The 11287-nt window shown below is 57.7% G+C and carries 11 protein-coding genes; 9 read left to right on the top strand and 2 right to left on the bottom strand.

The window, feature by feature from the left end:
• Nucleotides 1-85 precede the first annotated feature (85 nt).
• Entirely contained in the window at nucleotides 86-415 is a 330-nt protein-coding gene (locus AKG12_RS28315; protein ID WP_225341510.1) for a LysR substrate-binding domain-containing protein, read from the top strand.
• A 17-nt stretch (nucleotides 416-432) separates the two neighbouring features.
• Here the strand turns inward: AKG12_RS28315 and AKG12_RS28310 are convergent, their stop codons facing one another.
• The gene (locus AKG12_RS28310) at nucleotides 433-1332 is read right to left on the bottom strand and encodes a LysR family transcriptional regulator (RefSeq protein WP_052821382.1); all 900 of its coding nucleotides are present in this window, start codon (nucleotides 1330-1332) and stop codon (nucleotides 433-435) included.
• Between the two features lie 108 nt (nucleotides 1333-1440).
• Between AKG12_RS28310 and AKG12_RS28305 the strand changes: the two genes are divergently transcribed.
• The 8 genes from AKG12_RS28305 (at nucleotide 1441) to AKG12_RS28260 (ending at nucleotide 9944) form a co-directional block, all read left to right on the top strand.
• Nucleotides 1441-2073, top strand: a complete 633-nt coding sequence (locus tag AKG12_RS28305) for an HD domain-containing protein (protein WP_052821381.1) — start codon at nucleotides 1441-1443, stop codon at nucleotides 2071-2073.
• Nucleotides 2074-2109: 36 nt separating this feature from the next.
• Nucleotides 2110-2796, top strand: coding sequence for an amino acid ABC transporter permease (locus AKG12_RS28300; RefSeq protein ID WP_052821380.1), 687 nt, complete (start codon nucleotides 2110-2112; stop codon nucleotides 2794-2796).
• Nucleotide 2797: 1 nt separating this feature from the next.
• Nucleotides 2798-3454, top strand: coding sequence for an amino acid ABC transporter permease (locus AKG12_RS28295; RefSeq protein WP_018901714.1), 657 nt, complete (start codon nucleotides 2798-2800; stop codon nucleotides 3452-3454).
• 71 nt (nucleotides 3455-3525) lie between these two features.
• Nucleotides 3526-4311 carry a transporter substrate-binding domain-containing protein gene (locus AKG12_RS28290; RefSeq protein WP_052821379.1) on the top strand — a complete coding sequence of 262 codons (786 nt, stop codon included), beginning with the start codon at nucleotides 3526-3528 and terminating at the stop codon, nucleotides 4309-4311.
• A gap of 61 nt (nucleotides 4312-4372) precedes the next feature.
• Nucleotides 4373-5104, top strand: a complete 732-nt coding sequence (locus AKG12_RS28285; protein WP_052821383.1) for an amino acid ABC transporter ATP-binding protein — start codon at nucleotides 4373-4375, stop codon at nucleotides 5102-5104.
• A 62-nt stretch (nucleotides 5105-5166) separates the two neighbouring features.
• Entirely contained in the window at nucleotides 5167-6048 is an 882-nt protein-coding gene (locus AKG12_RS28280; protein WP_082179110.1) for an NAD(P)-dependent oxidoreductase, read from the top strand.
• Nucleotides 6049-6060: 12 nt separating this feature from the next.
• The gene (locus AKG12_RS29925; RefSeq protein ID WP_082179109.1) at nucleotides 6061-6495 is read left to right on the top strand and encodes a hypothetical protein; all 435 of its coding nucleotides are present in this window, start codon (nucleotides 6061-6063) and stop codon (nucleotides 6493-6495) included.
• 1325 nt (nucleotides 6496-7820) lie between these two features.
• The gene (locus tag AKG12_RS28260) at nucleotides 7821-9944 is read left to right on the top strand and encodes a putative bifunctional diguanylate cyclase/phosphodiesterase (RefSeq protein ID WP_233285223.1); all 2124 of its coding nucleotides are present in this window, start codon (nucleotides 7821-7823) and stop codon (nucleotides 9942-9944) included.
• A gap of 499 nt (nucleotides 9945-10443) precedes the next feature.
• On the opposite strand, the gene AKG12_RS28255 is transcribed toward AKG12_RS28260, so the two are convergent.
• Entirely contained in the window at nucleotides 10444-11079 is a 636-nt protein-coding gene (locus AKG12_RS28255) for a helix-turn-helix domain-containing protein (RefSeq protein ID WP_052821375.1), read from the bottom strand.
• Nucleotides 11080-11287 lie beyond the last annotated feature (208 nt).

Raw genomic sequence — 11287 nt, 5'->3', positions numbered from 1 at the left:
CGGAAAAATTGATCTCCTCCAAGCCCGCGTCATCGGCGCGGGATAAAATCCATCACCACCAAAACTGCGTCAGAGCCAATATTCCATGCCTAATCACAGCCCAGAGTTCGCCACGCGCGAGCAGATCGATCGTTTCTGCCGTCAGCACAGCATTCAACCGCAGGTCCGGATAGAGGCCAACTCCATCAGCGCAGTGATCGAGATTGTCCGCAGGACGTCTCTCTCGACACTCCTGCCCGCAACGATCGCCTTCGCCCATCAGGACCTGAAGGCAATTGCCCTCGATCCGGTGCGCCTGCAGCGCACCGCCGTGTTGATGCAGCGCCGGGACGCCTACCGAAGCGCTGCGGCCAAGACATTTGTTGCCCTGGCAAGGGAGGTCGCTGCGGGGTTGGAAGGGTTTCAGGCTGCGTGACGCCACCGCGCCGGTGATCAGCCGCAGAAGGCGACGTCCACACTCACTTTGCGGATCATGTGCGCCACTTGCGGTAAGGCCCGCACCACCGCGCCCTTGTTCGTCCCGATGAACACGTCCTGCATGGGGAGGCGGGAGTGGGTCCTCAGCAAATGTACCGTTCCCGCCTTCAGCTGGGTATGAAGCAATCTGCCTGGCAGGATGCTGATGCCCGTGCCTGCCTCAACCAGATTGAGGATGGCGCCCAGGCTGTTGCAGACGTTGAGGCGAAGGCCAAGCTCGCGGTTGCCGCTTAGGGCATTGGTCGTCAAAGTGTGGAGATTGGACGGAGCGGGGGTTGAGAATATTCTCTGTCGGAGAAGCATCGCTTCCGAGACGAATTCGCGCGGCATCTCAAGTTTGGGGCTCGCAAACCACTCCACCGTCTGCCGGCCGAGCAGTTCCAGCGCAACATTGTCATGCTCCGGTGGTGTCGACAGGACGGCGATGTCGAGGAGCCCTTCAGAAAGCTGTCGGGCGAGGTTATGGCTCGTGTCGACGGTGGCTGCAACGCGGGTCTCGGCAAAGCGACCGTCGAGTTCGTCCAGCAATGCGGGAAGGCATACGACTGCGAAACTGTCCATTACACCCACTCTGAGCGTCGGCAGGCGGGTATTGCGCGTCTTGATGTTGGATTCGATGTCCCGGGCAATGCCGATCATAGCCTCGGCATAGTGCTTGAGAGCCTCCCCCTCGCTGGTCAGCTGCAACTGGCGTTTCTGCCTGATGAACAGCGGTACGCCGAGTTGCTCCTCCAATTCCTTGATCCGATAGGACACGGTCGGCTGGGTGATGCTCAGCTTCTCTGCCGCAGCATTGAAGCTGCGCAATTGCGAGGCCCAATAAAACGCCTCGACCGCCGAAAAGCTGAGTGCCATGTCAACCTATAGAAAAATTCGATCGATACCCGGCAATATCCTAATTGGATTTTGAATTCAATCGCTCCTAAGCTCACTCAATAAGCAGTTCAGCTAGGTGGTCAAAAAATGTACAAAACCATTTCCCGCGCGCATATCCTCGAAGATCTGCCAGAGATTGCGGATATCGAGTCAGCCGAATTGCGAGAGAAGGTTATCGACGCCTGGGTGTTCGCTCTCGAACGCTCGTCCTTCGATCGCGTCACCGACATTCAGGGCGAGGGCAGCCCGAACATCTTTTCGCTGAAGCGCGGCACTCAGGATGCGCATCTGCGCGGCGTCACTCGGCTGGCTCTGTCGATCTATGAAGAATTCAAGGCGACATATCCCGAAGCCAAGGTCGATCGCGACATCATCCTGGCCGGCGGTCTTTGCCACGACATCGGCAAGACCTGGGAATTCGATCCGGTCAAGCTGAAGCGCTCGGCCGAGCGCGGCGATCGCTACGGCGACCCGACCTATCGTCATTCCGCCTATGGCGCACATGTCTGCCTGTCCGTCGGTCTTCCCGACGAAATCGGCCATATCTGCATGGGCCACGCAATGGAATTCGGTCAGATCGGCCATAGCACGGAATGCTTCATCATCCGACAGGCCGATCACACCTGGTGGCTGGTCGCAGCAGCGCTCGATCTTTGCCATCCCGATACGATCGCGCAAGCGGGCAAGAATATCCGCGTGCGACCGCTCGGGACCGAGTGACGACTGTAACTGCAAGACGCGAAAGCCGAGGTTAGCATGGATTACACCTTCCAATTCGGCCCACTGGTAAACTACCTACCGCAGTTCATCAGCGGCTTTTGGCTAACGATGCTGCTGGCGTTCGTGGGTATTTTCGGGGGCATTGCCCTGGGCGTCGGCTGTGCCGTCGCCTCCACCTTACCGGGCTGGCTGCCGCGTTTCCTAGTCCGGGGCTACGTCGAGGCGATGCGCAACACGCCGCTTCTGGTGCAGATCTTTGTGATCTTCTTCGGACTTCCGAATCTCGGCGTGCGGATGTCGCCATTGACGTCGGTCTTCATCGCGTTGGTTCTCAACAATGGCGGCTATATCGCGGAGATCGTCCGCGGTGGCATCCAGTCGACGCATCGCAGCCAGGTTGAGGCCGCCGAGAGCCTCGGGATGACCTATTTCCAGACGCTTCGCTTCGTCATCCTGCCACCGGCGCTCGAGAAGGTGTTCACGCCCGTCGTGTCGCAATGCGTGCTGCTCATGCTGTCTACCAGTCTCGTGTCGGCGATCGGCGTCGAAGATCTAACAGGAGCTGCGATGATCGCCAGTTCGGAAACCTTCCGCACGATGGAGGTCTATCTCGTGATTGCCGCGGTTTACGTCCTGATGAATTTCGTCTTCCGCGCCATCCTGAACCTTGCCGGGTTGCTGATCTTCCGCCGCTCGCGCCGCAATCTTTTCCGGGGGATCTGACATGCGTACTTTTGGCTCGCCGGAATTCCTCTTCATCTTTTACGCGCTGCGCTGGACATTGACGCTGACTGTCATCGCTTTCGTGGGCGGGGGCCTGGTTGGCATCGCGCTCGCCGTGATGCGCATCTCGTCTTCAAAGGCTCTGCGCGTCGCGACCTCCGCCTATATGCAGTTCGTCCAGGGTCTGCCGCTGCTCATCCTGATGTTTATCTGCTACTACGCCCCATCGCTGTTCGGCTTCGAAGTCAGCGCGATTGCAGCTGCCGCCGTGGCACTGACCATCAATTCCAGCGCGTTTCTCGGCGCCATATGGGAAAGCGCGCTTCGGGCCATTCCGAAGGCGCAGTGGGAAAGCGCGGACGCCTTGGCACTGCACCCCTACAAGGTCCTTCGCTATGTGATTGCACCGCAGGCCATCCGGCTGGCAATGCCCTCGACCGTCGGCTTCCTCGTGCAGATTATCAAACAAACCTCGATCGCCTCCATCATCGGCTTCGTCGAGATTACCCGTGCCGGCCAGCTCGTCAGCAATGCGACATTCGAGCCACTGAAATCCTTCCTGGCCGTAGCCGCCTTTTATTTTGCTGTGTGTTTCCCGCTCACCCAGCTCAGCCTCTGGCTCGAGAGCCGCGCCGCAAAGCGGGGAGCCCGCGCCTGAACCACCTCATCATCAACGACACGAAGAAGGTCGCTGATCATAACCGGAACCCAAAACTGAGAGGATACAACATGCGCCTGAAATCCCTATTCATGCCCCTGATCGGTCTCGCCATCGCTCTGGGCGCCACTGCGGCCTCCGCCGCCTCTCTCGACGAAATCATCGCCCGCAAGAAGGTCATGATCGGCGTCGATCTCTCGGTCCCGCCCTTCGGCACCACGAACGCCGAAATGCAGCCTGATGGTCTCGACGTCGATGTCGCCAAGCTGCTCGCCAAGGATCTCGGCGTCCAGCTGGAACTCGTGCCGGTCACCGGCCAGAGCCGCATTCCGTCGCTGCAGACAGGCAAGGTCGACTTCGTCGTCGCAAGCTTCGGCATCTACACCGAGCGCGCACTGTCGGTCGCCTTTTCCAACCCCTATGGTGGCCATAAGTCGGTGATCATCGCGCCGAAAGGCACCGAGATCAAAAGCCTCGCAGACCTGAAGGGCAAGAAGGTCGGTGTGCCGCGTGGAACTGCGCATGAGAAGGTGCTGTCGGCTGCCAATATTCCTGGAATGGAGCTGATCCGCTTCGACGATGACAGCACGACGCTGAACGCGCTCGTCGCCGGTCAGGTGGATGCGATCGGGACCGTAAACTATATCGGCGCGCAGCTGCAGGAGCGCTATCCCGACAAGTTCGAGGAAAAGACGACCTATCTGCAGAGCTTTTATGGTGTGGGCCTGCGTCGGGGCGATCCGGACCTCCTGCACTGGCTGAACACGGTTCTCTTCGTTCACAAGCAGAGCGGTGAGCTCGGCCAGATCTACGAAAAGTGGATGAAGACGCCGATGCCTGAACTGCCGTCCTTCTGACCCCAATGGCAGCGGAGGGCAGCCTATGCCGCTGCCCTCGCATTTCCATCGAGAGGTAAACATGTCTGTCGTAGTCGCAAATAATATCCGCAAGAGCTTTGGGCCGCTCGAAGTGCTCAAGGGCGTTTCCCTGAATGTCGAGGCCGGCGAGGTTATCGCGTTGATCGGGCGGAGCGGCTCCGGCAAGAGCACGTTCCTGCGTTGTCTCAACGGGCTGGAGACGGTTGATAGCGGCCTCATCCAGATCGCAGGCCATGCCATGTCACGCAAGCCGGCGGCCCTGCGGGAACTCCGGCGCGACGTCGGCATCGTTTTCCAAAGCTACAATCTCTTCCCGCATCTGACGGCAGGCGAAAACATCATGCTTGCCCCCGTTCAGGTGAAAGGCGAGACCAAGGTCGCCGCGCGGGACGAAGCGCAGCGCTGCCTGTCCATGGTTGGGCTCGGCGATCGCTTCGATGCCTATCCGGACATGCTTTCGGGCGGCCAACAGCAGCGCGTGGCAATCGCTCGCTCGCTTGCCATGCGTCCAAAGGTCTTGTTGTTCGACGAGGTGACATCGGCCCTTGATCCGGAACTCACCGGCGAAGTGCTCGCCGTCATAGAGGATCTAGCGCACCAGGGCATGACCATGCTGCTCGTGACCCACGAAATGGGCTTCGCGCGCCGCGTCGCCAACCGCACGATTTTCATGAAGGACGGCATCATCCACGAGGAAGGGCCCTCCGCCGAATTTTTCACAAATCCCAGAACGCCCGAGCTGCAAGCCTTCCTCAGATCAGAGATCGGCTGACCGCCACAAAACGCATTTTGGCTATCACATGGAGCCCCCCGGTCGGGAGGAGAGGAACAGCTGTGCCAAAAAATCGGAAAATCGCACTGATCGGTTGTGGCGTCATGGGTCACGCAATTGGCTCACGTCTTCTGAAAACCGGTCATACCGTCATCGCCTTTGACGTCGATCCGTCCAAGGTAGCGCAGATGACGGCCCAAGGCGCGGAGGCCGCCGCGTCCGCATCGGAGGCGGCGTCGCGTTCAAACGCCGTGGTTCTCAGCCTCAATTCCGCAGCGATCGTTCGCGACGCTGTGTTCGGGGCTACCGGCGTCGTCAAAGGTGCTGAAGCTGGAACGGTGATGATCGACATGTCATCGATCGACCCGATCCTGACCAGGCAATTTAGCGCGGATGCCGCAGCGGCTGGCCTGAAGTGGCTGGATTGCCCGCTCTCCGGCGGGGCGCCAAAGGCTTACGAAGGCAAGTTGACGGTGATGGCCGGTGGCAATCCCTCCGATTTCGCCGAGGCGAAGCCGATCCTCGACGACCTTTGCCAGAACCTGACCCTGATGGGCCCAAGCGGCGCTGGCCAGACGACCAAGCTGATCAATCAGGTCCTGTGTGCGCTCAATTTCGTTGCCGTGGCCGAAGCCACCAAACTGGCGATCGACTCCGGCGTCGATGCGCAGCGGATCCCCGCGGCGCTGAGCGGCGGACGCGCCGACAGCGCCATCCTGCAGGAGTTCATGGGCAAGATGGCGCGTAACGATTACTCGCCGACGGGCCGCATCGACAACATGGTCAAGGACCTTTCCGCCGTGCAGTCGCTGGCCGTCCACACAGGCACCGCGATGCCCATGACGTCGCTTTGCATGGAGATCCATCGGCTGATGGTGTCCGCAGGGCTTGGCGCGGCCGACAATGCCGCGCTGATGAAGTTTTACGATGGCCCGAAGGCCTAAAGGAGGAATGACATGCTGATCCGCTACGCCGAATTCGTCGGAACGATCAAAGCCGGCAAACAGGAAGAGTTCTACGATTTCGTAGAGACCACGCTGACGCCACTATGGACAAAATTTGACGGTGCAGTGAACGTTTCCGTCTGCCGCGAGCTCGAACGCGACGAGGGCGCGCCCTCCATCCCCCTGCTTCTGGCCATCTATCGTCAGGAAACTTTGCCTGACGAGTGCGCGCCCTTACTTCAGGAAGCCCTTGTGCGCGGAGAATTTGAACGGGGAGAGGCTTCGCGTATCACTGGCCTACCAGATCGATCGGCGCGGCGCGTTCTAAAGGCGCTGACGGATGAAGGCCTGCTTGCGTCAGTTACCGAAAAGGGGCCTGTGTCGCTGCGCTTTCCAGTCCAAGCGCTCGATACCCTTTTCCCTCGTCTCTATCCCGAGGACGTATGACTATTTCGTGTACTGGCGGACCCCTCACTGCTGCCTGAGAAGCGTCCAGAGGAGGATTAATGGTACGCCGAATAGCAGCTTAGCCGAACTAAGGGTGCAGCGTTCGATTCCCATCAAGAGCAGGCTATTACGTCTCTTGCTCAAATTGATTACGCGTCTGGCCAAAAATCTTCCGCTGGCCGTCGGCGGTGGCGAAAGTTGGCTTCTTTGCCTAGCCGGTCGAAGAGCCGCGCCGCCGTCAACCCAATCAGCAGAAGGACGGGGGCGGCCAGCTGCGCTAACCAAATCATCGGCTCTGGCCATTGCAGACACGCAGCAAATATGGCTCCCACCACGGAGGCTGCAAGGGTCAGCAGGAGACTGATCACGGCACCCGAAGCCACCGCTACGATCAAAGCGAAAGTCACAACTATAAGATAGACAATACTGAACATAGGTCTTTCTCGGACTGACGGATAACCGTCCAGCGCGGCTTCCGTAGCTGCTGCGAGCAGCGGACACTCTAAAGAATATGTGATCCGCGTTAACAGCCTGATACTGTAAGCCCCGGCAGTCCTACGTCACATGCCAAGGATTGAGAATACCATCGATGGGTTTCCTCATTTAACTTGTCATCACTTTGGTAGAAGCAATGCCGCAGCAAGAAGCTGGTCGCGATCTCGCAGGCCTTTATTGTAGAGCCTGGCCACTGATACCGTTAGCCTCCCAATCGCGGACGGCTCTCGAACGAGACCTTGCGCACGGGCGACCTCCTTGACGATACTGGCACACAGACGTGCATCTTCTTTTGAGATGAGCTCAGGCATTTCCTACCTCTCAAATTGCCCCCCAGACCGGGGCGGGACTGCAAACTATTTAGAAGTTCAGGTTGGCACAGGCCGACAATGCAGGAATTGCTGACCTGTCGATCGGATATCAGGTCGTCGCACAAATGATCAATCCCTTGGAGCCGGACCTCGGGTCGATTCAGTTCAAGCCGGTTGCTATTCCAGTGGATCGGTTCGGATTTGGCAGATCATAGCGCAAGGCGCCTGTACTCATCTTCCCGTTGGACGCTATCCGCATGGGATTAATGATGTTTCGAGCCGCATTGACCCTCAACTACAAAGGTGGACAGCACCTCGATTACGATGCTCATTGCGCGCTAGGGAACCTGGTAATTTGGAGCGAAGGAAAAGAGGATCGTTAACTCTGTCCATTCCCTCAGGCTTAACCCAGATGCTGTAGGGTTTGTCCAACGAAAAGGCAGATGGCGCATGATTAGGCAGTCACAATGGTTCGCGAAATGGGGCCTTCCGGCAAGCGTGTCCGCTTTGGTTGGAGCGATGTTACTCGGCACCCTTTACTGGTCTACCGCCGAAATTGACGAGGTCGCCGCGGAACGGCAGAAGGGTTTGGCCACCCTCATCGTTTCAAAAATCCGATCTTCGGTCGCTCACGATCAAGAGAGTGCCACCGTGTGGGACGACGCCGTCATCAGAACTAAGGACCGTGATCAGGATTGGCTTAACGTGAACCTTGGGCAGTGGATGAACACCTACTTCAGCCATGATGCCGCCGTCGTGCTTTCTGCCAATGGGCTGCCCATCTACCAATATATTTCAAAATCAGCCAGCGAGGTGTCACAGGAAGACCTTCGCCTGGCTTATAGTCCGCTGGGGAAACGGCTGCGTGAAAGGCTGGCTGCAGGAGACCATGAGGGCGTTTCGGACAAGGTCCTGTCAATCGGCGAGAGTGATCTGACCTATGTAGGGGAACGACCTGCTGTGGTCAGTGTCAAACCTATTCTGTCTGACACAGGCGAGATCGAGCAGCAGGCGGGCGAAGAGAACCAGCATGTCGCGGTACGGTTTTTGGATCGAGACTTCCCGTCTGAAATAGGTAGCGAATACCAGTTCGCCGAGATGCAGTTCACAACGGAGATGCCACGCGACAAGCGCCACTCCCATATCGCTCTCACCTCGAAGTCTGGAAAGGTGATAGGGTACTTTAACTGGCATCCATTTGAACCGGGCAGGAGCGTTTTGCAGGCAACCCTCCCGGTTATCGGACTTTCCGTCATTGGCATATTCATCGCCGCCAGCCTGGCCGGGCATGGAATCTGGCGACGCTCGGTTAAACTCAATTCCAATCGCCGGGAACTTCAACATTTGGCGCTTCGCGACACTTTGACGGGCCTCGCAAACCGGGCTCATTTTAATAGTGAGCTTGCGGAGCGCCTGAGGGAAGCACCGCCTGACGACGTGCTCAGCGTGCTCTTCATTGACCTCGACCGATTCAAAGCGGTCAACGACACATATGGACATCCAACCGGTGATAAGCTGATTTCTCTCGTTGCTGCGAGAATGAGGGAAATTCTCCCGGACTCTTTGATCGGACGGATCGGAGGCGACGAGTTCACCGTCTTGCTCGAGAGGACGAACGCCGACGTCGTCGTCGTCGTCGCAGACAAAATTGTCTCGTGCCTGCGCGAGCCTTTTGAGATCGACGGGGTATATGGCTCCATTGGGGCGAGCGTCGGTGCGGCGATCGCAACAGGTGCGAACGCGGATCCTGTTGAACTGACGAGGAAGGCGGATATCGCGCTCTATCACGCAAAAGCTGCGGGGCGTAATACATATGCGTTATTTGGCGATCATATGGACGAACTTCTCCGCACCCGCCGAAAACTGGAGCATGATCTTCGCGAGGCATTGTCAACGGGGACGCAGATTGAGGTTGTTTACCAGCCGGTCTACTGTGCTGACAGCTCGCAACCTTGCTCGATCGAGGCGCTGGCGCGGTGGAAACATCCAGAGCTAGGCTCTATCGCTCCGGATATGTTTATCCCGCTTGCAGAGGAGATTGGCGTGATCAACAAGATTGGCGCTCATGTCTTGGAGGACGCGTGCAGCCTGATCGCCGGGTTGCCTCCCATCAGTGTCGCCGTGAATGCATCCGCCTCCGAACTCGCTTCTGCTGGCTACCCACTGCGGGTTCTTTCTACCCTGGCCAAATGGGGGATCGAGCCGGCTCGATTGGAAATCGAGATAACAGAAAGCTTGGCCATTAATAGTGAGGAAGAGACCGAGCGAAACATCGCGATGCTGAGAGAGGCAGGGGTAAGATTTGCAATCGATGATTTTGGCACCGGGTACTCGTCGTTCTCAAGAGTTCAGAACGTGACTGTTGACAGGCTCAAGATCGACAAATCGTTTATCGCCGGGATGGGCGAGGGCCGGAACAGCGCGATTGTCGAAGCGATCATCAAGATGGCGCGTGCAAACGGGCTCCGGACAACGGCCGAAGGGGTTGAAACCAACCAGCAGAGAGATGCGCTGAAATCGTTGGGCTGCGATAACATCCAGGGCTTTCTGATGTCGCGCCCAATAGGACGAGCAGAAGTTACGGCGCTTCTGCAGATGTTCGCATTAAGACCAAGCAGGGCCGACTCGTCGACCGCTTGCTAAGTCGCAGCGGAAATGAATGCCGAGGTGCATCGTCGCTGGTAGCTTTGCGTGGAGGCAGCATCATCGGTCCTAACGGGAAATGAAAGGATCTATCTGTCCTGAGAAGTAGCCGGCGTGCGGCGTGGCATTGATGGCCTGTCGCGTTCGTTGAGACGGCGATCAAGGAGGCGCTTAGCTCTGGCGCGATCTTCAGATTCCGCAGGAAGCGCGCCTATAGTTGAGCCAATTCGCAAGAGAGGCACGGGTAACACAGAAATCTTGGGGCGTTTGGTGGGGTTAAAATGCCTCATCAGGGTCTCTAACCGTTTCGCCAAAGGCCGCCAGGGTGTGGCACCCGTTGCAGAAGCCGCAATGTAATCTGCTGGACTGGAAGTTATCGGTCGCAAGAAGTCGTATTGATGTTGGTTTCCATGCGGAACTGAGCCGGTGAATGTTCGGTGCTGATTGACAGAATAATGCGAGTTCCGAGGCGCCGACGCGCCTTAAGACCTGGCAAACCTCAGTTGCTGAGCCGTCTCAGATGGGAAGGCTTTAGAACTTCAATCGAGCGGCTGGAGCGCAGGCGCAGGATACCGTCGTCGCGCAGTTTCGATAGACTCCTGGACACGGTCTCGATTGTCATTCCGAGGTAGTCACCAATATCCGTCCGCGACATTGGTATATCGATCACGTCGAGGTCCCCTTGTCGCTCTGCAAGATCGACCAAAAAGACGGCCACTTTCTCCATGGCACTATGTCTTCCCACGACCAGGAGGTGTTGCTGTGCGCGGATCATCTCCCTGAGCGCCAGGTCCATGAGTTGCGATGAATAGCGACCGTCGTGGCCGATTTCAACGACGGTAAGACCCGTCGGTACGATACTCTCGGCAAAGAAACTACGCACATTTCCAGCTTCGAAACCGAATGTCTCGCCGGCGACGTGAAACGCGACCACCTGCCTGCGCCCGTCTGCGAGCAATCTGTAAATTCTCACAGCGCCGAATTCGATGTGGTAAAGGGATTTAGCCAACTCGCCCTGGGCATAGATTTCCGCCTCGGCACCATGCATCGTAATGGGTCGAGGACGATTGCCCTGCTTGGAGATCGTCGCATGTGCCTGAAGGTTTGATGTAGCTATGAATACCGAAGCGTGCATTGTTCGTCCCCCTGTAGTATCGAAGGAACAATGCCTTAACCGGGGCCGATGTCAATCGGCGTTGTAACGGGACCCCTTATCGGCTCCCAAAAGGGGGTCTGACTCAATCTTGATGATGTTTTAGATTCCATTGGCCTGGTTTTTCACGGAGAACCAGCGCCATGCGAGCCCAGTTTCGGCTTTCCGATCTGATCCCAGCCGAGCTGAC

The organism is Agrobacterium sp. SUL3 (assembly GCF_001263295.1).
GTDB lineage: Bacteria > Pseudomonadota > Alphaproteobacteria > Rhizobiales > Rhizobiaceae > Agrobacterium > Agrobacterium tomkonis.
This window is presented reverse-complemented; position numbering and strand designations above follow the sequence as displayed.

Coding starts and splice junctions, on each gene's coding strand:
- AKG12_RS28285 (WP_052821383.1), top strand. CDS start 4,373: ATGTCTGTCGTAGTCGCAAATAATATCCGCAAGAGCTTTGGGCCGCTC.
- AKG12_RS28315 (WP_225341510.1), top strand. CDS start 86: ATGCCTAATCACAGCCCAGAGTTCGCCACGCGCGAGCAGATCGATCGT.
- AKG12_RS28260 (WP_233285223.1), top strand. CDS start 7,821: ATGTTACTCGGCACCCTTTACTGGTCTACCGCCGAAATTGACGAGGTC.
- AKG12_RS28255 (WP_052821375.1), bottom strand. CDS start 11,079: ATGCACGCTTCGGTATTCATAGCTACATCAAACCTTCAGGCACATGCG.
- AKG12_RS28310 (WP_052821382.1), bottom strand. CDS start 1,332: ATGGCACTCAGCTTTTCGGCGGTCGAGGCGTTTTATTGGGCCTCGCAA.
- AKG12_RS28305 (WP_052821381.1), top strand. CDS start 1,441: ATGTACAAAACCATTTCCCGCGCGCATATCCTCGAAGATCTGCCAGAG.
- AKG12_RS28290 (WP_052821379.1), top strand. CDS start 3,526: ATGCGCCTGAAATCCCTATTCATGCCCCTGATCGGTCTCGCCATCGCT.
- AKG12_RS28295 (WP_018901714.1), top strand. CDS start 2,798: ATGCGTACTTTTGGCTCGCCGGAATTCCTCTTCATCTTTTACGCGCTG.
- AKG12_RS28300 (WP_052821380.1), top strand. CDS start 2,110: ATGGATTACACCTTCCAATTCGGCCCACTGGTAAACTACCTACCGCAG.
- AKG12_RS29925 (WP_082179109.1), top strand. CDS start 6,061: ATGCTGATCCGCTACGCCGAATTCGTCGGAACGATCAAAGCCGGCAAA.